Here is a 23,820-nt window from a genome sequence, read left to right on the forward strand (position 1 = left end):
CACCGATGCCAAGCAACGTCGCCAGGCGGTGGCGAACCAAGACCTGTGGGCGAGTTCGCACAGTGCTTTAAAACTTCGCATAGCGAACTTGACTTCGTATTACGAACAATTTATCTCGAGATCATAACCCGCGCGCAGTGTCCCCAATCATCTTGGCCTGACGTAGCGGGACATCACAGGATGAGGGGAACTGGTGGTATGTCCGTCATTTGGAACAAGATGCTTCTGGCAGGTTCGGCGTCGGCTCTGGCGCTGGCGATCACACCTCCCGCGTTTGCGCAGGACCAGTCTGCCCCCGATGAATCTGCAGACGACGGACAGATTGTCGTTACCGCGTTGCGCCGCGACACCAACCTGCAGGATACCCCCGCTGCGATCACCGTCTTCAATGCCGAATCGATCGAGAACGCCGGGATCGACAAGGCGGCTGACTTTATCGGCCTGACTTCGAACGTTCAGCTGATCGAAACCCAGAACGCGGGCAACGCCTTCGTCATCATCCGCGGGATCACCCAGAACCGCAATTCCGAGCCCTCGGTCGCCGTGGTGGTTGACGGAGTGCAGCAGGTCAATGCTGCCCAGTTCAGCCAGGAATTGTTCGATATCGAGCAGATCGAAATCCTCAAAGGCCCGCAGGGCGGCCTCTATGGCCGCAACGCGATCGGCGGGGCGATCATCATCAACACCAAGCAGCCCAGCGATGAATTTGAGGGGCGGGTATTTGCCGGGATCGACAACGGCTTTGGCTACACGCTGCGCGCAGGGGTTTCGGGCCCGATCAGCGATACGCTGAAATTCCGCCTGTCGGGATCGTACCGCGACACCAATGGCTATATTCCCAATTCCTTTCTGGGCGAGGATGCCGATCCGCTCGAGGATATCTCGCTGCGCGGCAAATTGCTGTGGACGCCGACCGATAGCCTGACCGTCGATCTGCGCGCCTCGATGTCGCTGCTGCGCACCCAGGCGCTGTATTACAACATTGTCACCGACGTGAACGACACCAGCCTGCCGGTGCGGGTAAACAACGCCGGGCAGAACGACCGCGACATCTACAATGTCTCGGCCAAGATCGATTACGAGGGCGACTGGGGCAAGATCACCTCGGTCACCTCGTACGACACGCTGACCGAAATCCTCACCGGCGACGCGTTCGACTTCCTGCCGATCGAGGAATCCTTGTTTTTCCAGATCCTCGGCTTCGATCTCAACCAGAGCCAGTTCCTCGATGTCGAGGCGTTCAGCCAGGATTTGCGCATCCAGTCGCCCGATGGCCAGGCGTTCGAATGGACCGTCGGCGGCTACTTCATCGACACCAAGCGCTATATCTCAACGGGCAACATGGTCGACACCGGCAATGGCGTGTTCCCGGTGTTCCGCACCCCCAGCACCAACCCGCTCAACCCGCAGGCGTCGTTCCTGGCGGATTCGCAGAACAACTTCGCCTGGGCGGGTTATCTGAACCTTGGCTACAAGTTCTCCGACGCCTTCCGCGTCGATGCCTCGCTGCGTTACGACAAGGACCGCCGCCGCAACCGTACCTTGACCCCGCTGGCGTTCATTCCCGTGGTCCCCGGCTTCCCTACCGGCACGCCGGGCGAGGTGCGCCGCGAGACCTTCGATGAATGGCAGCCCAAGGTCACGCTGACCTACAAGCCGGTCGAGAATGTCACGATCTATGGCGGTTATGCCCGCGGCTTCCGTTCGGGCGGGTTCAACCAGACCGGCGTCGGTGCGGTGGCAGCAGGCACCGGTGTCGTTGGCGTGGGGGATATCTATGAGGCCGAAGTCGCCGATACCTTCGAGCTTGGCGTCAAGACCACCCTGTTCGACCGGATGTTGACGCTCAACGCCAGCGCCTACACCACCAAGTCCGAAAACGGCTATTTCTTCGTCTTCCTCGCCGCCAACTCGACGCAGAACCTGGGCAACGTTCCCGAGGTCCGGCTGCAGGGCTTCGAGATCGACGGAACGCTGCGTCCCGCACGCGGGCTGGACATCAACTTTGGCCTCGGCGTCACCTATAGCGAGATAAAGGAATTCCCCGATCCCACCGTGATCGGCAACGAGGCGCCGTTCATTTCGCGCTACACGATCAACCTGGGCACGCAATATGAGAGCAATCTGGGCGACAGCGATCTCAAGGGCCGCATTCGGGTTGATTACAACCGCACCGGTAAGACCTGGTTCGATGTGCCCAATTCGACCGTGCGGCGTCCGGTCGATCTGGTCAACGCGCGGCTGACGCTCGATGGCGGCGCATGGTCGCTGACCGGCTTTGCCGATAACCTGTTCGACGAACGCTACAATGCCGAGTTCTCGCCCGGAGGCTTCGTGTTCAAGGGCCGTCCGCGCGTCTTCGGGCTCGAGGCGCTCTACAAGTTCTGATCTTAACGACGACGGGAAAACACCAGTGGCACGCATCCTTATCCTCTATTATTCGGGCTATGGTCACACCGAGGTGATGGCGGGTGCCGTCGCCGATGGCGTCAACGCGGTCGAAGGCTGCGAGGCGGTGATCAAGCGCGTGCCTGAACTGGTGTCGGACGAGGTTGCCGCCGCAGCGCACATGAAGCTTGATCAGGCCGCGCCCTTTGCCAGTCCCGAGGAGCTTGCCGACTATGACGGTATCATCTTCGGCACGCCCACCCGCTTCGGCAACATGGCAGCGCAAATGCGCAACTTCCTCGACCAGACCGGCGGGCTGTGGGCCAAGGGCGCATTGGTCGGCAAGCCGGGCAGCGTGTTCGTCTCGACTGCCAGCCAGCATGGCGGCCAGGAGACCACGATCACCTCGTTCCACACCACTTTGCTCCACCACGGGATGATCGTGATCGGCCTGCCGTACAGCTTTGCCGGCAACACCATCATGACCGAAATCAGCGGCGGCACGCCTTACGGCGCCAGCACCATCGCGGGCGGCGACGGATCGCGGATGCCGTCCGAAAACGAGCTTGCAGGCGCGCGCTTCCAAGGCGAGCATGTGGCGAAAATCACGCTCAAGCTGGCCGCCTGACCGCCGGTTCTGGGGACACTTCAAGGAGGATGCGATGACCGTACTCGTCAACCGTTTGCACCACACCGCTTACACCACCCGCGACCTTGAAGCGACGCGCGCGTTCTACGAGGACGTACTCGGCTTTCCTCTGGTCGCAACCTATTGCGAGAAGGACGAACTGTTCGGCAAGGAGCGCACCTATTGCCACTGCTTCTTCGCGATGAAGGACGGCAGCGCGCTTGCCTTCTTCCAGTTCGCGAACGAGGACGATCAGGCCGAGTTCAGTCCGCCGATCCCCGAATCGCCGTTCCACCACATCGCGTTGCATGTCGATCAGGATGCGCAGGTCGAACTCGAACGCAGGATCGCTGCCGCCGGGATCGAAGAGCCGCGGACCTATATCCTCGAGCATGGCTATTGCCGGTCGGTCTACGTCAAGGACCCCAACGGCATGATCATCGAGTTCACCTGCGATGCGCCCGAGGCGCTCGACATCGAGGCGGACACCCGCGCCAAGGCTCGCGCCGAACTCGCGCGCTGGCTGGCGGGTGATCACAGCAACAACAACCCGTTCCGCAGCGCCGAAGCGGCCTGATCGGTGGCTGGCCCGGTCGGGACGCTGGGCTGCGCACACACCATGACCCCACCCGACGCGCGACTGGATGGCAAGACCTTCTGGCTCGATGTCGGCGATGGGCATGTGGCGGTCGAGCAGATCGGCAGCGGGCCTGCGGTCGTGCTGCTGCACGGCTGGACGCTCGACCGGCGGATGTGGATGCTGCAGGCCCGCGCGCTTGCTGGCCGCTTTACGCTGATCGCGCTAGACCGGCGCGGCTTTGGCCAATCCACCGCGCAGCCCGACCGCGCGCGCGAGGTCGATGATCTGGCGCGGCTGGCCGATCAGCTGCAGCTTGAGAGCTTTCATCTGGTCGGGATGTCGCAGGCAGGCGCGACCGCGATCGCGTTTGCGCAAAGGCACCGCGCGCGCGTCGCGTCGCTGGTCCTGCAGGGTATTTCGCTTGCCGGTATACCGGATCATTCCAACGCATCGGACCGCATACCGCTGGCCGATTATGCCGAGATGGTGCGACTTGGGGCGCTCGCTTCGATGAAGCGCCATTGGGCAGGGCACCCACTGATGGCGGGGCTGTCGGGCGAGGCGGCGGAAATCGGCGCTGCGATGCTCGCCGATTATGATGGCCGCGACTTGCTGGCAGGCGCTGCGGGTCCATCGGCGCGCCTCGAAAGCGTCGCCGCGCTGACCGTGCCCGTGCTGGCGATCACCGGTGACGAGGACACGCCATGGCGCCGCTCGGTGACCCAGGCAGTGGCGCGCACCGCGCCGCTGGGCCAGGCGCGGTTCGTCCGGGCGGGCGGCCATGTGTGCAACATGTCGCATCCGCAGGAATACAACGCCGCTTTATCCGCTTTCCTTACCCGGCCGCTGCTGCCGGTCCCGTCTGCTGTCAACGATTGATCCGCCCCATTTCGAGCTATGGAGACTTCTGCAATGCCCGCGCCCGACCGCTTTCTCACCACGCATGTCGGCAGCCTGCCGCGGCCCGAAGCGCTGCTCGAACTGGTCTTCGCGCGCGAAGGCGGAGAGCCGGTTTCCGAGGCTGACTTCGATGCCGCGGTCGAGCAGGCTACCGCTTATGTCGTCAAGCGTCAGATCGAGGCCGGGGTCAGCATCGTCAACGATGGCGAGCAGTCCAAGCCAAGCTATGCCACCTATATCAAGCACCGGCTCTCGGGCTTCGGCGGCGAGGCGGGACAATATGAATTCGCCGATCTCGAGGCCTTCCCCGGCGCGAAGGCGCAGGTGTTCGGCAACACGGGCCGCGCCCGGCGGACCGCGCCGGCGTGCACCGCGCCGATCACAGTGATCGATATGGAAGCCCCGCGGATCGATGCCGAGCGGCTGCAGCGACTGGCAAATGGCCACGCCACCTTCATGTCGGCGGCGTCGCCGGGCGTTACCGCGTTGTTCTTTCCGAACCAATATTATCCGAGCGACGAGGCGTATGTCTTCGCGCTCGCCGAGGGGCTGCGCCACGAATACGAAACCATCGCCGCTGCCGGCATAACCTTGCAGGTCGATTGTCCGGACCTCGCGATGGGCCGCCACGTGCAGTTCACGCATCTCAGCCTCCAGGACTTTCGCAAGCGCATCGGTATGAACATCGCCGCGCTCAATCATGCGGTGCAGAACATCCCGGCCGAGCAATTGCGCATGCACCTGTGCTGGGGCAACTACCCCGGCCCGCACCACTGCGACGTGGCGCTGGGCGAGATTGCCGATATCGTCTGGACGGCCAAGCCGCAGACCGTGCTGATCGAGGGCGCAAACCCGCGCCACGCGCATGAATTCGCGTTTTTCGAGCAACACCCGCTGCCCGAAGGCAAGATCCTGTGCCCCGGAATGGTCGAGCCGCAGAGCCCGTATATCGAGCATCCCGAGCTGATCGCGCAGCGCATCGGCCGCTATGCCGATCTGCTGGGTTGCGAACGGGTGATCGCGGGCGTGGACTGCGGCTTTTCGGTCCATGCGGGAAGCAACAGCCTCGATCCCGAGATCGTTTGGGCCAAGCTTGCCGCGCTGTCGGAAGGCGCGAGCATCGCCAGCGCGCGCTACTGGTAACGTTTCAGCGCGCGTCGAGGCACTGGCGCACTTTGCGTGCCAGCATATCGCGGGTGTAGGGTTTGCTCAGCAATTTGACCCCGGCCTCCAGCGTCCCGCCGTTGACGATGCCCTTTTCGGCATAGCCCGAGGTGAACAGCACCGCCAGGCCAGGGATCAGCTTGGCTGCGCGCTTGGCGAGCTCGTGGCTCTGTACAGGGCCCGGCATCACGACATCGCTGAACAGCATGTCGATCTTCGTGCCGCTCTCGACGATCGCCAACCCGGCAGCGGCATGTCGCGCGGTCAGCGTGGCATAGCCCAGTTCGTTGAGCAGCGCGGTGACGGTCGAGCGGACATCGTCATCGTCTTCGACCACCAGAATCGTTTCGCTTCCGCCCGCAACGATGTCGTCGACCTGCTCGGCCTGCGCCGTGTCCGGAGCGATCGACCGGGGCAAGTACATGCGGAAAGTCGTGCCGACCCCTTGCTCGCTGTAGACCGTAACATGCCCGCCAGACTGCTTGATCAGCCCGTAGACCATGCTGAGCCCTAGACCTGTCCCCTTGCCGACCTCCTTGGTGGTATAGAAGGGCTCGAAGATGCGCTCGCGCACTTCGGGCGGCATTCCGGTGCCGGTGTCGGTGAGCGACACCATCACATATTCGCCGGGGGCAACGTCGGGATATCTGCTGGCGAACAGGTCATCCACCGCCGCATTCGCAAGTTCGATGGTGAACATGCCACCGTCGGGCATCGCATCGCGTGCGTTGATCGCAAGGTTGAGGATGGCGTTTTCGAGCTGACCTTCGTCGACGAAGCAATCCCACAGGCCGCTGTCGGCGACAGACTTGAGCGCGATCTGTTCGCCCAGTGCGCGGTGCAGCATGTCGCCCAGATTGCCCATCAGCCGGGACAGGTTGACGGGCCTTGGCGCCAGCGGTTGCTTGCGGCTGAAGGCAAGCAGCTGCTGTGCCAGCTTGGTGCCGCGCGCAACGCCTGACAGTGCCAGCTCGACGCGCTGGCGGGCACGCTCGTTGCCGGCGACATCGCGGCCAAGCAGCTCCAGGCTGCCACCGATGATCTGGAGCAGGTTGTTGAAATCGTGCGCGACCCCGCCGGTAAGCTTGCCCACCGCTTCCATCTTCTGGGCGTGGCGCAACTGCGCTTCGGCAGCGTCGCGTTCGGCCAGCGCTTTTTCGACCTGAGCCTTGAGCTCGGCGTTGAAATTTTCGCGCGCTGCCCGTGCTTCCAGTTCGGTGGTGATGTTCTTGACTTCGATGACGGTGCCGATGGCTATGCCTGATCCGTCGCGGATAGGGCTTGCGGAATAGGCGACAGGATAGAAGCTGCCATCCTTGTGGACGAAGACCTCTTCGCCCTGCATCTGATTGTCTTCGGGCAGCGCCCGGTCGATGGCGCATTCATGCAGCGGGAAAGGCTCTCCACCGGGCCGGGTGTGGTGGATGACATCGTGCAGGATGCGGCCTTCGATCTCGTCGAAGCGATACCCGGTCAGCCGTTCGGCGGCTTCGTTGAGATAAATGCACTGCTGCCGGTCATCCATCAGAAACACCGCCATCGAGGTGTTGTTGAGCACGGTGTCGAGCCGGTTGGTGACGCTCTGCAGTTCGCTGAGCGTGCAGTTGCGCTCAGTGACATCCTCGATCGCTGCGTAGAAAACCTTTTGCTGTTGATCGACCAGCAGTTGCAACCGCACCGCGACGTTGTAATCGCTGCCGTCCTTGCGCCGGTGCACGGTCTCGAATGCCAAGACCTGCTTTTCTCCGATCAGAAGCGGCGCGATCAGTGCGCGGAACCCGGCCTCGTCGATCTGCGGCTTGATATCAATCGGGGTCAGTGACCGCAGCTCTTCCATCGTATAGCCAAGGTTCTCGCGCGCGCCGCGGTTGACCAGAATGAAATTGAGTGTGCCGGCATCGAACAGGAATGCTTCGCTGACCGCATCCTCGACAATGCGGCCGAGCCGTTCGACGCTGGAAGACGACTTGAGCCGCTCGAGTTCGGCTGCGGCGCGCCCTGCGAACAACTCGAGGATCAATGCGGGCTGGATCTGTTCGTCGATCGGGGCATCGTGCAACACCGACAGCAGGCCGATGAGCTTGCCATTGCCGGAATGCAACGGCACGCCGAGATAGCTCTCGACACCCATCTCGGCCAGCATGGGATCATCGGGGTATTGCGCGATGGCGTTGGAGCGGACGAAGCAGATCTGGTTCTGGGCCACGTCTGCGCACGGCGTGCCGCGCAGGGCATAGTCCGTATTCTCTTGCAGCGCGCCATCTGCCCAGAACCGCACGGTGCGTGCAGTATCGGGCAGATCAGGATCGACCTCGGCAATCATTACCCAGCGGACCTTGAGCGCTCCGGCAAGCACCTCGACCGCCTTTTCGAGAAAGGGTTCGCCGACCAGCCGCGCGCAATCGATCAGCGGCTGCTGGATATTGCGGACCCGCAGCTTGCGCGAGATATCCCTGGCAACCAGCCAGAACCCATTGATGGCGCCATCGTCCAGAATGACCGGTGAGATGCAGACGCTCAGGGTCGTGGGGGCGCCGTTATGGTGGTGCGCGACCAAATCGCGGGTGTTATCGTCTGCGCTGGCCGAAACCTGATCGTGACTTTGCAGAGCAAGGTCGGTCAAGTCGGGAATGATCTGCGTGATGGAGTGTCCAACGATATCTTCGCGCAAATGGCCCAATGCTTCGGTTGCCGCCGCGTTCCATGCCTGGACGATCCCATCGGCGTTCAGCGAGATGACGATGTCGGCACTGTAATCGAACGCAGCGTAAGGGTTCGCGGGAGGCTTGCTGGTAACGGTGGAGGCCATTGTCTTGTTTTGCCCCTTCTGGCCTGGCCCAACCTCATAAACCTGCGCAGGTCGATTGGCTAAAGGCCCGAGCCGGTCGAAGGTTCCGCAATCGCGTATTTGATACGGTATATTCCTGGTCGGCAAGGCTGTCTCCAACAATATCGTTTACATGCGTGGTCGAATCGATTACGCCCGTGGTCGCAATTTGTGAAAGGCAGTGATTTCATGGCCCCCGAACGTATCAGCGATGCCGAGCATGCGGTCATGGAGGTGCTGTGGCAGCGATCGCCGATGACTGCCGCGGATGTTGCCGATTCGCTGGCCGACGCCCGCGACTGGACCTTGCAAACGGTCAAGACGCTGCTCTCGCGGCTCGCGAACAAGGGTGCGGTGTCGTATCAGCAGGAAGGCCGCCGGTATCTCTACAGCCCGATTTTGGCGCGAGAAGACTATGTCGGCGACGAATCGCGGCGGTTGGTCGATCGTCTGTTCGGCGGCCGCGCCGCGCCGCTAATCGCGCATCTGGCAGAGCAGCAGGAATTCACGGCGGAGGATCTCGCCGAAATCGAGCGGCTGATCGGGGAGTTGAAGTCATGAGCGGGGACGGACTTGTCAGCGATTGGCTGGCGGAATTTGCACATGGTGTGGCCGGGCAGTGGCTGGTCGAAACCTTGGTCGTGACCGCGGCGCTGCTGGTGCTGGTGCTGTTGCTGCGGCGACCGGTGGCGCGGCATTTCGGTGCCGAGATCGTGTACATGCTCTGGGCGATTCCGCTTGCGCGGCTGTTCATGCCGCCGGTGGTCCAGACGATCGAGGTGCCGGTCAGCGAACCTGCACCGGCTGCGGTTGATAGCACCGCCGCCATGGCGATGCCGGTTGCCGATCTGGCCACGCCAATCGACGCCGTGCCCGAAGCTGCGTTTGCCAACGGGCTTTTGCTCGATTCCGACTGGTTCGTGATCGGCGTCACCGTCTGGCTGTGCGGTGCAGCGATCTTCCTGATCGCGCAACTGTCGGCCTATCTGCAGAACCGGCGAGAGTTGCTTGAAGATGCGGTCGAAGTCTCGCGGATCGATGGCATCCGGGTGATCGAGATCGCCGGGATTTCAGGCCCATTCGCCTTCGGGCTGTGGCGGCGGTACATCGCGCTGCCGATCGGCTTTACCAAGGCATACAACCCGATGGAGCGCGAACTGGCACTGGCGCACGAACGCTCGCACCACCGGGCGGGCGATCTGTGGGCCAATTTTGCCGCGCTCGCGATGCTGTCGCTGCACTGGTTCAACCCCGTTGCGTGGATGGCTTGGCGTGCTTTCCGCTTCGACCAAGAGGCTGCCTGCGATGCCCGGGTGCTGCGCCGCCGCTCGGCTGCCGAGCGCACTGCTTACGCCCGCGCCATCGCCAAGGCGGCGACCGGCCACACGCTCGCCTTTGCCAGCCCGCTCAATCCCAAGACCAAGATCGTCGAGCGGCTGAAGATCATGAAGCAAAAGGAAACCTCGCGCACCCGCAAGTGGCTCGGCGGAACGCTGATCGGCAGCGGTCTGGTCACCGCGATGGCGATGACTGCGACGGTCAGCTATGCGATCCAGCCGGTGGGCATGCCCGGTGCTCCCGAAACGCCCGGTACCCCGGCATCGCCGCAAGCGCCTGGCGCTCCGGCAGCGCCACAAGCACCAAGTGCTCCGCTCACGCCAGTGATCAAGGATGGCGTGTATATCTACACCGTCCCTCGCGGCGACAACACCATCGTCCTGCGGTTGGATCGTCCCACCGACCGGGCGGAGATCGAGCGCCGGGTTTCGGAAGCGGAAGCCTCCCGCGCGTTGGCGGAAGGCGACCTTGCGATGGCAGAGGGTGACCGGGCGATGGCGCAGGCCGATCGTGCCTGGGCACAGGCAGACCGTGCGGCGGCGGTGGCCGAAGCCAGGGCCGTTGCTTTCGATAGCGCCGAACGCACCCGGGCAGACGCCATGGATCGCGCGCGGCAGATGGTGGTGCGCACCGGATCCCCCGACAACTATGTCATCGAAATGGGGGATCGCCACAGCCTGCGGGTGCAGACCAGCAACTGCAAAGGCAAATCCGAGGCGGCCTCGTTCATGACCCACACCGAAACCAGGAACGGCAATGTCACGCGCACCAAGGTCGTCACCTGCGGTCAGGTCATGCCCGACGAGGCCCAGATCATGGCGCAGATCGAACGCGGAATGGTAGAGGCCAGCCGCAGCATGGCGGTCGCCCGCGCCGAGATCCGCAAGAACAGGTATCTAAGCGATAGCGAGCGCTCGGAGGCCCTGCGTGAACTGGACGAAGGGATGCGCGAACTGCGTACCGATCTCGCCGAGGCGCGGCGCGAAGTCCGCGCCGATCTGGCCGAAGCCCGCCGTGAGATGCGGGCTATGCCGGCTCCTCCTGCGCCTCCGGCCCCACCTTCCATCAGCCGCTGATGTCTGCCTTACGACTCACCAAATATCGCGCCGCCCCTTTCGCTTTGGCTCGATCGATGCCACTTAGGCGCGATGGAACTGCCTGCTGATCTTCCGACCGGTCTTGCCGAAACCATCGAGCCTCTGGTGCGCCGCGTGCTCGCGGGCAATCCGTCTGCGTTCACCTATACCGGTACCCAGACCTATGTCGTGGGCAACGGCAGCGATGTCGCGGTGATCGATCCGGGTCCCGCAGACCCAGACCATATCGCCGCGATCCTCGCCACCGTGGGCAGCGCAAAGATCGCCGCGATCATGTGCACGCATACCCACCGCGACCATAGCCCCGCCGCCGCGCCGCTCAAGCAACGCACCGGTGCTCCGATCATCGGCTGCGCGCCGCTGACGCTCAGCGACGACGGCCCCCGCTCGGACGAGGCGTTCGACACCAGCTATGCCCCCGACCGGGTGCTCAGCGATGGCGAAAGCGTATCGGGCGATGGCTGGACGCTGCAGGCGGTGGCGACACCTGGCCATACCAGCAACCATCTGTGCCTGGCGCTGGTGGAGACAGGCGCGCTGTTCACCGGCGATCACGTCATGGGCTGGTCGACCAGCGTCATCTCGCCCCCCGATGGCGATATGGCGGCATATATGGCGAGCCTTGCCAAGCTGCAGGAACGCTCCGACCGGGTCTATTACCCCGCGCACGGGCCCGCGGTCGAGAACCCCGCACAACTGGTGCGCGGCATGATGGGCCACCGCAAGCAGCGCGAACGCCAGGTGCTGCGCCAGCTCGAAAGCGGGCCGCAGACCATCCCCGACATGGTGCCGCAGATGTACAAGGGGCTGGATCAGCGCTTGTTCGGCGCGGCCGGACGATCGGTGCTCGCGCATCTGATCGATCTGGAGAACCGCAGGCTGGTCGCGCGCGATGGCGACGCATGGCGGCTGCTGGCCGCCGCTTAACAATTGGACTGCAGCTTGCGTGCAAGTTCGCTAGAGCATGCAGGTCGCTGATAAAGGGCTTTACGATCGATGACTGCACAACCCCGTGAGAACCTGTCTGGACTGGATCTGCGCGCCGAAATCGACCGGCTGCGCAAGGAGAGGAACGCCGTCATTCTGGCGCATTATTACCAGAAGCCCGAGATTCAGGACATTGCCGATTTCGTCGGCGATTCGCTCGAGCTGTCGCGGATCGCGGCGGAAACCGATGCGGACGTCATCGCGTTCTGCGGCGTCAAGTTCATGGCCGAGACCGCCAAGATCCTGAGCCCCGACAAGATCGTGGTGCTGCCCGACATGGACGCGGGCTGCTCGCTCGAGGACAGCTGCCCGCCCGACCAGTTCGCCGCGTTCCGCGCCAAGCATTCCGATCATATCGCGCTGACCTATATCAACTGCTCGACCGAGGTGAAAGCGCTGTCCGACATCATCGTGACGTCCTCGTCGGCCGAAAAGATCCTCAGCCAAATCCCGATGGACCAGAAGATCATCTTCGGCCCGGACAAGCATCTGGGTGGCTATCTGGTGCGCAAGCTGGGCCGCGAGATGCTGCTATGGCCCGGCGTGTGCATCGTCCACGAGGCGTTCAGCGAGACCGAACTGCTCAAGCTGAAGGCGCAATATCCCGATGCGCCGGTCGCCGCGCACCCCGAATGCCCCGCGCACATCATCGATCATGCCGATATGGTGGGTTCGACCAGCGCGATCCTCAAATTCGCCAAGGAAACCACGAGCACCACCGTGATCGTGGCGACCGAGCCGCACATAATCCACCAGATGGAAAAGGCGGTTCCCGAAAAGACCTTCATCGGCGCGCCGGGTGCGGACGGTAACTGCAACTGCAACATCTGTCCGTATATGGCGCTCAACACGATGGAGAAGCTTTACGTCGCGCTGCGCGATCTGACGCCGCGGATCGAGATGGACGAGGAACTGCGGCTCAACGCCAAGAAGTCGCTCGACCGAATGCTCGAGATGGCGAGCAGCACAGTGGGGCAGGGCGATCTGGGTCGGCCCGATCTCGCGCACCAGGACTGAGGATAGGCATTCAGCCCTTCAGGGCTGAATGCACCGCATTGCGCCCTGCCATCGCCGCATAGAAGGCGAAGGCAGGCGCCATGTCGGCGTCGTAATCACCCGTCGGATAGATCACCGGGCCAAGGCCTGCGCGGCGGTTGCCATAGTCCATGAACCCGCAGACGATCGGCACGCCCGCGCCATGCGCGATCCGGTAGAAGCCGGTGCGCCACGCGGTGACCGACTTGCGGGTGCCTTCGGGCGCGATGGTGAGGATGAAGTCCTCGCGCGCGCCAAACTCCGCGATCATCTGCTGCACCATGTCGCCCGCCGCGCTGCGATCGACCGGAACCCCGCCCATCTGCCGCATGAAATTGTGGAACGGCCAGCGGAACAGCGACGTCTTGGCCATGAAATGGGTTTCCAGGCCAAGCTCGCGGGTAACGCCCATGTAGTTGGGGAAATCCCAGTTGCTGGTGTGCGGCACCGCGATGATGATGTAGCGGCGCTCGGGCGGCGGGGTGCCGATCGCCTCAAAGCGGTGGCGGCGATAGACGAACATCATCAGCGCATACAGCGCGCGGGCCGCCCAGCCCAAATGCGCGGTGGAAAGCTTACGCGGCCGGGAAGGCTCAGGCTGACTCGCGTTCATCATCCGTCCCCACACCTGATGCAGGGCTTTCCTTGCGGCGTGATCGCCGCGTGCCGCTGTCATGAAATCGCCTAGTGGCGCAAACCGCTGGCCAGATCAATTACCGTTACGGCATCTTTTGTTGGCGCCGGAACGGCCAGTCGGTGACGCCGCCCACCCATAAAGCCCACCAGATGATCACCGGCTGCAGCACCAGGCGCGGGCCGTGATAGGCCCAGGGCAAGGTCCGCCCGCCGACCGCGATATCGCCGAAGGCGTGGTTGATGTTGGCGGGCCACACGCACAGCGCATAAAGCGCAAGCCCGATCCCTGCCGCATAGCGCAGCCGGGGAACCATCAGCCCGATCGCGCCTGCGATCTCGGCGACGCCGGTCAGGAAGATCACGTCTTCGGGAAACGGCACCCAGCCCGGCGTGATTGCGAGGAACCCGCCGGGCGAGCGGATGTGGATGACCCCGGCCGCGAAATAGATCAGCGCCAGCAGCCAGCGAAATCCGGTGCGGACAGCGGACTGGCGCGGCATATGGATCAGCGCTTGCGGACGAACTCGGCGCGCAGCACCAGACCCTTGATGCCATCGAAACGGCAATCGATCTCCTGCGCGTCGCCGGTCAGCCGGATCGACTTGATCACGGTGCCGCGCTTCAATGTCTGGCCCGCGCCCTTGACCTTGAGGTCCTTGATCAGCGTCACCTGGTCGCCGTCGGCGAGCAGGGTGCCTGCCGAATCGCGGACTTCGACCGCCTCGTCCTCAGACGCGGCGACGGTCAGATCGCCGGGGGCGACCCATTCGCCGGTCGCTTCGTCATAGACATAGTCGTCGCTGTCGCCGCTGTGCATCGGTCGGTTCAGCTCTTGAGCGTGACGATGGAAAGGCCGCCGGGCTTGGTCGACGGGTTCGATGCGTTCTGCGGCTTGGGCTTTTCGGCCTTGGGCTTGCGGGTCTCGCGATTGGTCTTCTTCTGGCCTTTTGCCATGGTCTGTTCCTTGTCCAGGCGCAGCGCCCGGACGCCTGCTATAAACCCTGTCGGCTTCAAAAGCGCCTGAAATCTGTGCCTGCAATCGGACGGGCGCCTACCAGCCCCAGGGTGCTGGCGGCGGCGCTATCGGTTGGCTCAGATCGAACTCGACGCGGAAGTTGCGTGCATTGGGGCCGTCGGGGCGGCGTAGCGCATAGGCATAGGTGTCTGCGTCGATGTCCACGACCCAGCGGTTGGTCACCGACCCGGTGAGCCCCTGTGCGCGGAACATCGCGATGCTTTCGGCATCGACCGGGAACGTCTGCTGGCTGGGTGTGCCGACCGTGGCGGTATCGCCGCCGTACTGGGTGATCTTGTCGATGCTGCCGTCCTCGTGGCGGTGGTCGTGCTTGAGGCGGAGGCCGGTCCCGGTGCGGGTGATGATCCAGGTGCGCGAGCGGTTCCAGCCGCCACCTTCGGTGCCGACATGGAACGGAATTTCCATCCGGTCGGCGCTGCACGAGCGGAAATGGACGATCATCGGCTTGCCCGCCAGATCGGAATCGGCGGCGTCGGTGCTCACCAGTCTGCCGGGATAGGCCTTGCCGCAATGCTGTGCGAGGTTGGCGAGGAACGCGGCTTGCGGGTCATCGGCGGGCGCGGTGGTGGCGCAACCGGCGAGCGCGAGCAGCAACGGAATGAGGGCGAGCGGGGTGGGATGTGATGTCATCGCGCCACGCTGGCGTATTAAGGCGGTGTTGTCGAGCCGAAGCAATCCCTTTCCGGTCCCCTGCGAAGGCAGGGGCCCATCATCGGACAGTCCCTTTGCCAAACAACCGGTGCATCGAACGCACTTGCAGGAGATGGGCCCCTGCCTTCGCAGGGGAACCGGTTCACGCTTGGGGATCGATGATCTCGGCGGCCCTCACCACCTTCACCCGCTTCTTCCGCGCGGACGCGGGCTTGTTGGCGCGGTGCTTGAGCGCGGCTTTGGGCGCGGGGGCGTCGGGGCCATCGGGCTTGGGCTTGAACCGGCACAGATCGATTACCGGGCAGCGCCAGCATTCGGGCTTGCGCGCCTTGCAAATATAACGCCCATGCAGGATCAGCCAGTGATGGCCGTGGACGCGAAACGGGCCGGGGGTGCCCTTGTCGAGCGCGCGTTCGACATCGAGCACCGTGCGCCCCGGTGCCAGGCCGGTGCGGTTGCCGACGCGGAAGATATGCGTATCGACCGCGAAGGTCTCCGCCCCGAACGCGGCGTTGAGCACGACATTGGCGGTCTTGCGCCCCACCCCGGGCAAAGCGGTGAGCGCGTCGCGGTCATTGGGCACCTCACCTTCATGCCGCGCGATCAGCGCTTCGGACAGTGCGATCACGTTCTTGGCCTTGGCGTTGAACAGCCCGATGGTCTTGATGTGCGCCTTGAGCCCGTCCTCGCCGAGTTCGACCATCTGCTGCGGCGTCTTGACCAGCTCGAACAGCGCGCGCGTCGCCTTGTTGACGCCGACATCGGTCGCCTGCGCCGAGAGCACGACTGCGACCAGCAGCTGGAAATGGTTGCCATATTCGAGCTCGGTCACCGGCGCGGGGTTGGCCTCGGCCAGCCGCCGGTAGAATTCGAAGGTGTCGGCCTTGTTCATGCCGCGCCTTGTGCCAGAGCCGCATCCACTGCGGCAAGCGCGTGCAGCGTGGTGGTGTCGAACAAGAGCACCGGGCTGTCGCTCTGGTCGACCAGCAGCATGATCTCGGTGCACCCCAGGATGATCGCCTGCGCGCCCTTGTCCGCCATCCGGTGCATGATCGCACGGTAGAGCGCGCGCGATGGCTCGGTGACGACGCCGCAGACCAGCTCGTCATAAATGATGCGATGGATGGCGCTGCGGTCTTCGGGACCCGGCGTGATCACCTCCAGGCAAAGGTTTTGCTCCAGCCGATCGCGCAAGAACCGCTGCTCCATCGTGAACGCGGTGCCCAGCAGGCCCACTTTGGTGATTCCCTGTTCGGCAATCGCCCGGCCAACCGGATCGGCGATGTGCAGCAGCGGAATGGCGATCGCGTTCTGCACCGCATCGGCCATCAGATGCATCGTGTTGGTGCAGATCACCAGCAGCTGCGCGCCTCCGCGTTCGGCCTGTAGCGCGGCTGCGATCATCCTCTCGGTCAGCGCGTCCCAGTCGCCCGCGTGCTGCAGCGCTTCGATCTCGGCGAAATCGACCGACACCATCACGATGGGCGCGCTGTGCGTGCCTCCCAAACGGCGGCGCGTCTCTTCGTTGATCAGCCGGTAATAATGCGCCGAGCTCTCCCAGCTCATCCCGCCCAGCAGGCCGATGGTCCGCATCAAGCCGGTCACGGATTGGACGAAGGGTCAGGCGTGGCGGCGGGAGGATTGGCGGCCTTCCACTCCATCGCGCGCCGGACGCGGCGTTCGACCGAGGGGTGCGAGTAGAACAATGCCTCCTGCACCGGGTGCGGGCGCGGATAGCGGTATTCGGCGGTCTTTACGAGCGCGCCTGCCAGTGCATCGGGAAGGTTGACCATCTGCAGCGAATAGGCATCGGCCTCGCTTTCGCTGATCCGGGTCAGCGTGTTGGCCACCGGCACCGCGAACACGCCGAGGAACGACAGCACGAACAGGAACACCGGCAGACCGCGCGGGTCGGCAATGTCGGTCGTCTGGCTGCCGAACAGCTTGGCAAACCGCGCGAACAGCCGGTCGGCGAGGAAGAAGAACAGCATTGCCAGCACGCTCAGCACCAGCACCGAGCGCCAGACATGGCCCAGCACGTAATGGCCGATCTCGTGCCCTGTGACCGCGCGGACCTCATCGAGCGAGGCCTGTTTGAGCGCGACGTCCGAGATCGCGATCCGCGCCGCGCTGCCCACGCCCGAGACGTTGGCGGTGAAGTTGTTCGACTGGCGCGAACCGTCATAGATGAAGATGCGGTCTTCGGGGATGTCGACTTGGCTTGCCATCTCCAGCACCGCATCGCGCACCGGGCCTGCGGGGATGGGCTCATAGTTGTTGAACAAAGGCTCGATCAGCGTCGGCGAAAGCAGCAGCACCGCCGACAACACGGCAGCGGAAAACCCGCCCGACCACAGCCACCAGCGTTTGCCGGTCTTGCGGATCAGCGCATAGATGCCGAGGAAGAACAATCCGCCGCCGATGACGCTGATCGCAATGCCGATCGCGTCCTGCATCAGGAAATCGCCCAGCGGCTGCTGGGTGCGGTCATACAGCCGTTCGTGGCCCCATTCGGCCCAGATGCTCCAGGGCAGGGTGATGATCGCCGAGACGAGGAAGAGACCGGCGGCAGTGGCGAAGGTGCGCAACGCCCAACCGCGCTGCTCCATCCGTGCCCAGATGCGGTCGGTCAGCCCGAGCTTGACGATGATGATCGTTGCCAGCGCTGACACCAGCAACCCCCACAGGATCATCCAGTGACCATCCATGGTGTAGGCCGCCGCCTTGGCGAGCGCGTCTGCCCCCAGCCCGTCAATATAGGCTTTTGTCGCCGCTTCCGGATTGAATGCCATCCCGCCCCCGCTGTATTGGATAAATAACACAGCTAGGCTGTGCGACGGTGTCCGTCAAGCCAGCCCCAGCACCTGCGGCATCGTGTAGCGCCCGGCTGGCTTGCCGTGCAGCCACAGGCAGGCTTTCACCGCGCCGCGGGCGAACACCATGCGGTTCTCGGCGCGGTGGGTGAGTTCGATCCGCTCGTCGTCGCTGGCGAGGAACACGGTGTGGTCGCCCGCCACCGATCCACCGCGCAAGCTCGCAAAGCCGATCGCACCGCGCGCGCGCGCGCCGGTGACGCCATCGCGGCCGCGCTCGCTGTCCCGCGCCAGATCGATGCCGCGTGCCTTGGCCGCAGCCTCGCCGAGCAGCAACGCGGTGCCCGAAGGCGCATCGACCTTGTGGCGGTGGTGCATCTCGGCGATCTCGATGTCCCAGTCCTCGCCCAGCCGGGTCGCGGCCTCGTGCACCAGATGCGCGAGCAGCGTGACGCCCAGCGAGGTGTTGCCGGTCTGCAGCACCGCGATCTGGTCGGATGCGGTATCGATCAGCCAATGGTGGCGTTCATCGAGCCCGGTGGTGCCGATGACAATCGGGATGTTGGCTGCCATCGCGGCATCGAGATTGGCCTCGAGCGCGTGCGGCGAGGAAAAATCGACCAGCACGTCGCTTTGCTTCGCCAGCGCCAGCGGATCGCCGCCTTGGTCGATCCCGCCCGACGCGGTGGCACCAGCATCGGCGATCGCCGTCGCCAGCGCCTGTCCCATCCGGCCTGCGTTGCCGATAATTCCGATGCGCGTCATCGCTGTCCTGCTCATGCTCTGGGTTGTATCTGCGTTGGCCAATGCCTTAATGCATGGGCTATGGCAAAGATTCCCAGCATCGTCATCCTCACCGGCGCAGGCGTGAGCGCCGAAAGCGGCATCGATACCTTCCGCGCCGAGGGCGGACTGTGGGAGCAGCACCGGATCGAGGATGTCGCCACCCCCGAAGCCTTTGTCCGCGATCCCGATCTGGTGCTGCGCTTCTATGACATGCGCCGCGAATCGATCCAGACCAAGCAGCCCAACCCTGCACACGAAGCGCTGGCGCGGCTGGACGCGCAGTGGCCGGGTGAGCTGCTGATCGTCACGCAGAATGTCGATGATCTGCACGAGCGCGCCGGCGCCAACCGGCTGCTGCATATGCACGGCACGCATCTGACCGCATGGTGCCTCGCCTGCGACGCGCGGCCTGAATGGCGCGATCCGCTGATCCACCGGCCCGCCTGCCCCGAATGCGGCACGCCGGGGCAGTTGCGTCCCGATATCGTCTGGTTCGGCGAGATGCCGTACGAGATGGAGCGGATCTACGAGGCGGTTGGCAATTGCGACCTGTTTGTCTCGATCGGCACCTCGGGCGCGGTCTATCCCGCCGCCGGGCTGGTCCGCGAGGCACGCGCCCGCGGTGCGATGACGCTCGAGCTCAACCTCGATCCCAGCCAGGGCAGCCACTTCTTCCACGAATCGCGCCATGGCCCGGCATCGCTGCTGGTGCCGGCGTGGGTGGACGAGGTTCTGGGGTAAAGCCGACTCAAAAATCCTCCCCGAGCTTGTCTCGGGGAGGGGGACCGCCGACCGAAGGTCGGTGGTGGAGGGGAAGCGAGATAGTGTGCAGCTGAAGGTGGCGCGACCCCGCTGCCCCTCCACCACCCGCTACGCGGGCGGTCCCCCTCCCCCAGCGAGCTGGGGGAGGATTTGAAAACGCCTCACCCATTCACCGTCACCACCAGAAACAGTGTCCAGCCGATCGCGGCGGCATAGGTGATCCAGGTGCCAATGACGCCGACCGCGCGCAGCATCGGCGGTTTGCCGGCGCTGTGGGTCTGGTGCAGGCCGATGATGTGGGCCGCGCGGGCGCCCAGGAACAGCACCGCGAGCGCGGTCAGCGGCCAGTGGCTGGCGCTGGCGAGCTCAAGCAGGCCGATCAGGATCACGAACAGAGGCGCGTGTTCGGCAAGGTTGCCGTGCGATCGGCTGGCGCTGATCAGGCCTTGATCTTCAGCATCGCCAAACGCGGCCTGGGTGCGGAAGCGCGCGCGGACCGTGGCAATCGCGGTGGCGAGCAGCATGATCGCGCAGATCGCGGCGGTCAAAGCGGTGATCGGCAGTGTCATGGATCGGCCCCCCTCAGGTCAGGGTCCGACTATGCCGCTGGTGCGGCTTCCCCGCAAGCCTTGCAGGATGGGTCCTTGGCGATCTTCAGCGTGCGCCATAGCGGTTTGAGGCCATCGAACAGATGCAGCTTGCCCGCAGGATCGTCGCCAAAGCCCGTGATCGCGCGCACCGCCTCCATTGCGGCGAAGCTGCCGATCAGCCCGACCATCGCGCCCAGCACGCCCTGCTCGGCGCAGGTATCGCAATCCTCGGCATCGAACGCATCGCCGACGAAGCAGCGATAGCACGGGGCATCGGGGAGCCATCCGCGAAAGGTTCCGATCTGGCCCTGGAACCGCCCGATCGCCGCGCTGACCATTGGGATGTGCAATGCGGTCGCGGTGTCCGACACCAGCAGCCGGGTGGCGAAATTGTCGGTGCCATCGAGGATGACATCGGCGTCCGCTAGCAGTTCAGCGGCATTGGCGGGGGTGATCCGCTCGGTGATCGCGGTGACGGTGAGTTCGGCATCGAAGCTGCTCACCCAGTTTGCTGCAACTGCGGCTTTGGGTTGGCCGATATCGGCGGGCGTGAACAAGGTCTGCCGCTGGAGGTTGGAGATGTCGACGTGATCGTCATCGATCAGAGTGAGCCGCCCGATCCCGGCACCGGCGAGATACTGGAGAGCCGGGCAGCCGATCCCGCCCATGCCGACCAGCACGACATGCGCCGCAGAAAGCTTTGCGACGCCCACGCCGCCGATCTCGGGCAGCACGATGTGCCGGGCGTGGCGATTGAGCTGGGTGGGGGAGAGGGGCATGATTTCGCCGCTGTAATACCGAACGCGGATCAGTTCACCCGTTTTCCGGCGAAAGCCGGAATCCAGGGGCGATGTAGCGCAATCCCACTCCTGGGCTCCGGCTTTCGCCGGAGAACGGTATCTTTATTGGAGTGATATCTCGCTCAGCTCTCGAGCTGTTGCAGCAGCGCGCGGACGTCGCCGTCCATGTCGGCATCGCGGGTGCGCAGGTCCTCGATCAGGCGGACCGCGTGGATCACGGTCGAATGATCGCGTCCACCAAACTTGCGGCCGATCTCGGGGTAAGAACGCGGGGTCAGCACCTTGGCGAGATACATCGCGACCTGGCGCGGACGCACGACCGCACGCGCGCGCCGCTTGGAGGACATTTCAGAGCGGTCGACCTTGTAGAACTGGCACACGGCGCGCTGGATCTCGTCGATGGTGATCCGGCGGCGATTGGCGCTGAGCAGATCCGAAAGCTGCTCTTCGGCGAGCGGCAGCGTGACCTTCTGGCCGGTGATCTGGGCATAGGCCATCAGCTTGTTGAGACCGCCGACCAGCTCGCGGACATTGCGGCTGATGGTGCGCGCGAGGAACTCGATCACGTCTTCGGGCACATCGCCCATCCGCATCGTTGCGATCCGCGCGCTGATGATCGCACGGCGCAGTTCGATATCGGCAGGCTGGATGTCGGCGACCAGACCCATGGCGAGGCGCGAGAGCAACCTTTGGTCGACCCCGTCGAGTGCCTGGGGTGCGCGGTCGGATGTCACGACAAGGCGCTTGCCCGCGCCCAGGATCGCATCGATCGTGTGCAGGAACTCTTCCTGGGTCGAGTTCTTGCCGATGATGAACTGGATGTCATCGACCAGCAGCATGTCGAAGCCGCGCAGCCGCGCCTTGAATGCCATCGAATCGCCGCGCTGAATGGCGCTGACGAAATCGTTCATGAACTTTTCCGCCGGGCAATAGCAGATCCGCGCGCCCGGATTGACCTCGGCAAACGCATTGCCGATCGCGTGCAGCAGATGCGTCTTGCCCTGACCGGTTGCGGCCTTGAGGTAGAGCGGGCTGAACAGCGGCTTTTCCATCGCGGCCATCCGCTGCGCGGCGTTGAACGCCAGCACGTTCGACTGGCCGGTGATGAACCCACCGAACACCTGCGAGGGATCGAGCGAGATCCGGTTGCCAGCTTCGCCAAGCGGCGCGCGCGGCGCAGGCGCTGCCATCTGCGGGGCGGCGGCAGCGGCGCGGGGACGCGCAAGGTCGGTATCGCGCGGGGCCGCAGCGATCGTCACGCTGCGCACTTCGGGACGCACGATCTTCCAGGCGAGCGCCAGCCGGTCGGCGAAGCGCTCGCGAACCCAGTTGGCGGAAAATTCGGACGGCAGATGCAGGTTGAGCATGCCCGAGCCGGGATCGAAGCTTCCGGGGCGAATCGGACGGATCCATTGCGTATGGATCTGCGCGCCCAGGTCTTTCCTCAATCCTTCGCTGATTTCGTTCCAGTCTGCCGCCCAGTCGGCTGCACCGTTCGAATCATTCATGTCGATCATGCCGGTCACTGCCACTTCTTGGTTCTTGGTCATTGCTGACAAAACTCCGGCAACGCGAGAATGCGCGGGAACCGGGATTATATGGGATGTTGAGGACATCACTCTCACACGGGCGGGATACCTGCGCCAGTGACGTCACGGCCCCTCTAGTGGATGCACCCTCGGCCCGTGTCAGACCAGCGGGCCAGTGAGGACGAAGCGGGCAGCTGCATCGCGTGCAGCCCTGCGAGCATCGCTTCCAATGTCAGTTCCTGTGGCAATCCGACCCTGATACGCAACACTGGCTATCTCCCCACATCCGCACCGGCGGCAGGCAACGCGCCTGCTGCCGAACCTCATCTTTTCCGACCCGGACCAACCCCTGGCCCTTGTCGATCCGATGCCCCTCCACCAGCGCGCAAGACACCTGCACGAAAGGCTGTTACCCTTTCGATCCGCGATGCCTCATCCGTTGGTGCAGTTAAGAGCGGTGCTTGATCGCTCGCTCTCTGGAGCCTGATGTAGCGATGAAAAAACGAGTCGAGCAAGAGCGCCAGGGTAAAAAAAATGAAATAAAGACGCTTGACTCAGTTAACGTCTGGATATTGCTTGATTCACTGTAAAAACCATTGTTTTGCAATGACTTAGACAAAATCGGTTTTGAGGACCCCATGCGAATCGCGGGAATTGCTAGGCTTTGTCAAAACCGCAGGTGAAGGTTTTATGACCATCCTGTCATACGGCTGGCGACCGGTGTCACATGGCTGCAAACCATCACCAAACAGGAAAAATCCGCCGACCCGGTGCCGGGTGGCGGATATTCCGTTATCCGTAGCGTGGTGACCGGCTGCGGAGCGGGGGTGAGCCGCTACACGCAGACCTAGATCATGCCAGAGCGGCGACCCGCTTGGTCAGGCGCGAGAACTTGCGCGATGCGGTGTTCTTGTGGAGCACGCCCTTGGCGACGCCGCGAGCCAGTTCAGGCTGCGCGCTGGCCAGAGCCGCAGCAGCAGCGTCCTTGTCGCCGGCTTCGAGAGCCGATTCGACCTTCTTGACGAAGGTGCGGATGCGTCCGATGCGGTTGCCATTGACAATCGCCCGACGGTCGTTCCGGCGGATGCGCTTCTTGGCTTGCGGCGTATTGGCCATAAGTTCTCACACGTCTTTCATTCAGGCGATCACAGCATGATCGGTGGATTTTGGGTAAAAGCGTTGGGCCGCGATAAAGCTCTGCCCGCGCTTTGAAGCCGCTGCCGTTAGCGATTATCCGTTGGCGCGTCAACGCCAGATTGCCAAAGCAGTGCGC

The 23,820-nt window shown here is 63.8% G+C and carries 24 protein-coding genes; 10 read left to right on the forward strand and 14 right to left on the reverse strand.

Annotation, left to right across the window (positions count from 1 at the left end):
* Nucleotides 1-198 precede the first annotated feature (198 nt).
* The 5 genes from IEW00_RS14070 to IEW00_RS14090 are packed head-to-tail and all read left to right on the forward strand — an operon-like array spanning nt 199 to nt 5,639.
* Nucleotides 199-2,388 (forward strand): TonB-dependent receptor, encoded by a 2,190-nt coding sequence (locus IEW00_RS14070; protein WP_229737051.1) that lies wholly within the window; start codon nt 199-201, stop codon nt 2,386-2,388.
* A gap of 25 nt (nt 2,389-2,413) precedes the next feature.
* Nucleotides 2,414-3,016 (forward strand): NAD(P)H:quinone oxidoreductase, encoded by a 603-nt coding sequence (gene wrbA / locus IEW00_RS14075; RefSeq protein ID WP_188515054.1) that lies wholly within the window; start codon nt 2,414-2,416, stop codon nt 3,014-3,016.
* 34 nt (nt 3,017-3,050) lie between these two features.
* Entirely contained in the window at nt 3,051-3,593 is a 543-nt protein-coding gene (locus tag IEW00_RS14080) for a VOC family protein (RefSeq protein WP_188515055.1), read from the forward strand.
* Between the two features lie 42 nt (nt 3,594-3,635).
* A complete protein-coding gene (locus IEW00_RS14085) occupies nt 3,636-4,475 on the forward strand; it encodes an alpha/beta fold hydrolase (protein ID WP_188515056.1) in 840 nt (279 codons plus the stop codon).
* A 33-nt stretch (nt 4,476-4,508) separates the two neighbouring features.
* Nucleotides 4,509-5,639 carry a cobalamin-independent methionine synthase II family protein gene (locus IEW00_RS14090; protein WP_188515057.1) on the forward strand — a complete coding sequence of 377 codons (1,131 nt, stop codon included), beginning with the start codon at nt 4,509-4,511 and terminating at the stop codon, nt 5,637-5,639.
* Between the two features lie 4 nt (nt 5,640-5,643).
* Here the strand turns inward: IEW00_RS14090 and IEW00_RS14095 are convergent, their stop codons facing one another.
* Nucleotides 5,644-8,469 (reverse strand): PAS domain S-box protein, encoded by a 2,826-nt coding sequence (locus tag IEW00_RS14095; protein WP_188515058.1) that lies wholly within the window; start codon nt 8,467-8,469, stop codon nt 5,644-5,646.
* A gap of 207 nt (nt 8,470-8,676) precedes the next feature.
* Between IEW00_RS14095 and IEW00_RS14100 the strand changes: the two genes are divergently transcribed.
* The 4 genes from IEW00_RS14100 to nadA all read left to right on the forward strand — a co-directional run bounded on the left by IEW00_RS14100 (nt 8,677) and on the right by nadA (nt 12,926).
* Nucleotides 8,677-9,048 carry a BlaI/MecI/CopY family transcriptional regulator gene (locus tag IEW00_RS14100; protein WP_188515059.1) on the forward strand — a complete coding sequence of 124 codons (372 nt, stop codon included), beginning with the start codon at nt 8,677-8,679 and terminating at the stop codon, nt 9,046-9,048.
* Nucleotides 9,045-10,901, forward strand: a complete 1,857-nt coding sequence (locus tag IEW00_RS14105) for a M56 family metallopeptidase (protein WP_188515060.1) — start codon at nt 9,045-9,047, stop codon at nt 10,899-10,901. Before IEW00_RS14100 ends, IEW00_RS14105 begins: the two co-directional genes overlap by 4 nt.
* Before the next feature lie 72 nt (nt 10,902-10,973).
* Nucleotides 10,974-11,849 carry an MBL fold metallo-hydrolase gene (locus IEW00_RS14110; RefSeq protein WP_188515061.1) on the forward strand — a complete coding sequence of 292 codons (876 nt, stop codon included), beginning with the start codon at nt 10,974-10,976 and terminating at the stop codon, nt 11,847-11,849.
* A gap of 69 nt (nt 11,850-11,918) precedes the next feature.
* Nucleotides 11,919-12,926, forward strand: a complete 1,008-nt coding sequence (gene nadA / locus IEW00_RS14115) for a quinolinate synthase NadA (RefSeq protein WP_188515062.1) — start codon at nt 11,919-11,921, stop codon at nt 12,924-12,926.
* 10 nt (nt 12,927-12,936) lie between these two features.
* Here nadA and IEW00_RS14120 read toward each other — a convergent pair whose 3' ends face one another.
* From IEW00_RS14120 to dapB, 9 genes are all read right to left on the reverse strand, one after another.
* Entirely contained in the window at nt 12,937-13,620 is a 684-nt protein-coding gene (locus IEW00_RS14120) for a lysophospholipid acyltransferase family protein (RefSeq protein ID WP_229737052.1), read from the reverse strand.
* Between the two features lie 43 nt (nt 13,621-13,663).
* Nucleotides 13,664-14,080, reverse strand: coding sequence for a DoxX family protein (locus IEW00_RS14125; RefSeq protein ID WP_188515063.1), 417 nt, complete (start codon nt 14,078-14,080; stop codon nt 13,664-13,666).
* Between the two features lie 5 nt (nt 14,081-14,085).
* Complete coding sequence (locus tag IEW00_RS14130; RefSeq protein ID WP_188515064.1) at nt 14,086-14,397, reverse strand: alkylphosphonate utilization protein; 312 nt, start codon at nt 14,395-14,397, stop codon at nt 14,086-14,088.
* Nucleotides 14,398-14,405: 8 nt separating this feature from the next.
* A complete protein-coding gene (locus IEW00_RS17595; protein ID WP_255352559.1) occupies nt 14,406-14,534 on the reverse strand; it encodes a hypothetical protein in 129 nt (42 codons plus the stop codon).
* Nucleotides 14,535-14,631: 97 nt separating this feature from the next.
* A complete protein-coding gene (locus IEW00_RS14135) occupies nt 14,632-15,246 on the reverse strand; it encodes a hypothetical protein (RefSeq protein ID WP_188515065.1) in 615 nt (204 codons plus the stop codon).
* A gap of 163 nt (nt 15,247-15,409) precedes the next feature.
* Nucleotides 15,410-16,159 carry an endonuclease III gene (gene nth / locus IEW00_RS14140; protein WP_188515066.1) on the reverse strand — a complete coding sequence of 250 codons (750 nt, stop codon included), beginning with the start codon at nt 16,157-16,159 and terminating at the stop codon, nt 15,410-15,412.
* Nucleotides 16,156-16,860, reverse strand: a complete 705-nt coding sequence (locus IEW00_RS14145) for an aspartate/glutamate racemase family protein (RefSeq protein WP_188515067.1) — start codon at nt 16,858-16,860, stop codon at nt 16,156-16,158. Before IEW00_RS14145 ends, nth begins: the two co-directional genes overlap by 4 nt.
* Nucleotides 16,861-16,868: 8 nt before the next feature.
* The gene (locus IEW00_RS14150; RefSeq protein ID WP_188515068.1) at nt 16,869-18,059 is read right to left on the reverse strand and encodes a M48 family metallopeptidase; all 1,191 of its coding nucleotides are present in this window, start codon (nt 18,057-18,059) and stop codon (nt 16,869-16,871) included.
* A 54-nt stretch (nt 18,060-18,113) separates the two neighbouring features.
* A complete protein-coding gene (gene dapB, locus IEW00_RS14155; RefSeq protein WP_188515069.1) occupies nt 18,114-18,845 on the reverse strand; it encodes a 4-hydroxy-tetrahydrodipicolinate reductase in 732 nt (243 codons plus the stop codon).
* Between the two features lie 60 nt (nt 18,846-18,905).
* On the opposite strand from dapB, the gene IEW00_RS14160 reads away from it, so the two are divergent.
* Nucleotides 18,906-19,607: an NAD-dependent deacylase gene (locus tag IEW00_RS14160; RefSeq protein ID WP_188515070.1), complete on the forward strand. Its 702-nt coding sequence runs from the start codon at nt 18,906-18,908 to the stop codon at nt 19,605-19,607.
* A 182-nt stretch (nt 19,608-19,789) separates the two neighbouring features.
* Here the strand turns inward: IEW00_RS14160 and IEW00_RS14165 are convergent, their stop codons facing one another.
* The 4 genes from IEW00_RS14165 to rpsT all read right to left on the reverse strand — a co-directional run bounded on the left by IEW00_RS14165 (nt 19,790) and on the right by rpsT (nt 23,663).
* Nucleotides 19,790-20,197, reverse strand: a complete 408-nt coding sequence (locus IEW00_RS14165) for an MAPEG family protein (RefSeq protein WP_188515071.1) — start codon at nt 20,195-20,197, stop codon at nt 19,790-19,792.
* A gap of 29 nt (nt 20,198-20,226) precedes the next feature.
* A complete protein-coding gene (locus IEW00_RS14170; protein ID WP_188515072.1) occupies nt 20,227-20,997 on the reverse strand; it encodes a HesA/MoeB/ThiF family protein in 771 nt (256 codons plus the stop codon).
* A 143-nt stretch (nt 20,998-21,140) separates the two neighbouring features.
* Entirely contained in the window at nt 21,141-22,535 is a 1,395-nt protein-coding gene (gene dnaA / locus IEW00_RS14175; protein WP_188515226.1) for a chromosomal replication initiator protein DnaA, read from the reverse strand.
* Nucleotides 22,536-23,399: 864 nt separating this feature from the next.
* Nucleotides 23,400-23,663 (reverse strand): 30S ribosomal protein S20, encoded by a 264-nt coding sequence (gene rpsT / locus IEW00_RS14180; protein ID WP_188515073.1) that lies wholly within the window; start codon nt 23,661-23,663, stop codon nt 23,400-23,402.
* Nucleotides 23,664-23,820 lie beyond the last annotated feature (157 nt).

The organism is Blastomonas aquatica, assembly GCF_014639875.1.
GTDB lineage: Bacteria > Pseudomonadota > Alphaproteobacteria > Sphingomonadales > Sphingomonadaceae > Blastomonas > Blastomonas aquatica.

Excerpts from the sequence above, each read along its gene's own strand:
- IEW00_RS14070 (WP_229737051.1), top strand. The coding sequence starts at position 199 with ATGTCCGTCATTTGGAACAAGATGCTTCTGGCAGGTTCGGCGTCGGCT.
- IEW00_RS14080 (WP_188515055.1), top strand. The coding sequence starts at position 3,051 with ATGACCGTACTCGTCAACCGTTTGCACCACACCGCTTACACCACCCGC.
- IEW00_RS14085 (WP_188515056.1), top strand. The coding sequence starts at position 3,636 with ATGACCCCACCCGACGCGCGACTGGATGGCAAGACCTTCTGGCTCGAT.
- IEW00_RS14090 (WP_188515057.1), top strand. The coding sequence starts at position 4,509 with ATGCCCGCGCCCGACCGCTTTCTCACCACGCATGTCGGCAGCCTGCCG.
- IEW00_RS14095 (WP_188515058.1), bottom strand. The coding sequence starts at position 8,469 with ATGGCCTCCACCGTTACCAGCAAGCCTCCCGCGAACCCTTACGCTGCG.
- IEW00_RS14100 (WP_188515059.1), top strand. The coding sequence starts at position 8,677 with ATGGCCCCCGAACGTATCAGCGATGCCGAGCATGCGGTCATGGAGGTG.
- IEW00_RS14105 (WP_188515060.1), top strand. The coding sequence starts at position 9,045 with ATGAGCGGGGACGGACTTGTCAGCGATTGGCTGGCGGAATTTGCACAT.
- IEW00_RS14110 (WP_188515061.1), top strand. The coding sequence starts at position 10,974 with ATGGAACTGCCTGCTGATCTTCCGACCGGTCTTGCCGAAACCATCGAG.
- nadA (WP_188515062.1), top strand. The coding sequence starts at position 11,919 with ATGACTGCACAACCCCGTGAGAACCTGTCTGGACTGGATCTGCGCGCC.
- IEW00_RS14120 (WP_229737052.1), bottom strand. The coding sequence starts at position 13,620 with ATGACAGCGGCACGCGGCGATCACGCCGCAAGGAAAGCCCTGCATCAG.
- IEW00_RS14125 (WP_188515063.1), bottom strand. The coding sequence starts at position 14,080 with ATGCCGCGCCAGTCCGCTGTCCGCACCGGATTTCGCTGGCTGCTGGCG.
- IEW00_RS14130 (WP_188515064.1), bottom strand. The coding sequence starts at position 14,397 with ATGCACAGCGGCGACAGCGACGACTATGTCTATGACGAAGCGACCGGC.
- IEW00_RS17595 (WP_255352559.1), bottom strand. The coding sequence starts at position 14,534 with ATGGCAAAAGGCCAGAAGAAGACCAATCGCGAGACCCGCAAGCCCAAG.
- IEW00_RS14135 (WP_188515065.1), bottom strand. The coding sequence starts at position 15,246 with ATGACATCACATCCCACCCCGCTCGCCCTCATTCCGTTGCTGCTCGCG.
- nth (WP_188515066.1), bottom strand. The coding sequence starts at position 16,159 with ATGAACAAGGCCGACACCTTCGAATTCTACCGGCGGCTGGCCGAGGCC.
- IEW00_RS14145 (WP_188515067.1), bottom strand. The coding sequence starts at position 16,860 with ATGCGGACCATCGGCCTGCTGGGCGGGATGAGCTGGGAGAGCTCGGCG.
- IEW00_RS14150 (WP_188515068.1), bottom strand. The coding sequence starts at position 18,059 with ATGGCATTCAATCCGGAAGCGGCGACAAAAGCCTATATTGACGGGCTG.
- dapB (WP_188515069.1), bottom strand. The coding sequence starts at position 18,845 with ATGACGCGCATCGGAATTATCGGCAACGCAGGCCGGATGGGACAGGCG.
- IEW00_RS14160 (WP_188515070.1), top strand. The coding sequence starts at position 18,906 with ATGGCAAAGATTCCCAGCATCGTCATCCTCACCGGCGCAGGCGTGAGC.
- IEW00_RS14165 (WP_188515071.1), bottom strand. The coding sequence starts at position 20,197 with ATGACACTGCCGATCACCGCTTTGACCGCCGCGATCTGCGCGATCATG.
- IEW00_RS14170 (WP_188515072.1), bottom strand. The coding sequence starts at position 20,997 with ATGCCCCTCTCCCCCACCCAGCTCAATCGCCACGCCCGGCACATCGTG.
- dnaA (WP_188515226.1), bottom strand. The coding sequence starts at position 22,535 with ATGATCGACATGAATGATTCGAACGGTGCAGCCGACTGGGCGGCAGAC.
- rpsT (WP_188515073.1), bottom strand. The coding sequence starts at position 23,663 with ATGGCCAATACGCCGCAAGCCAAGAAGCGCATCCGCCGGAACGACCGT.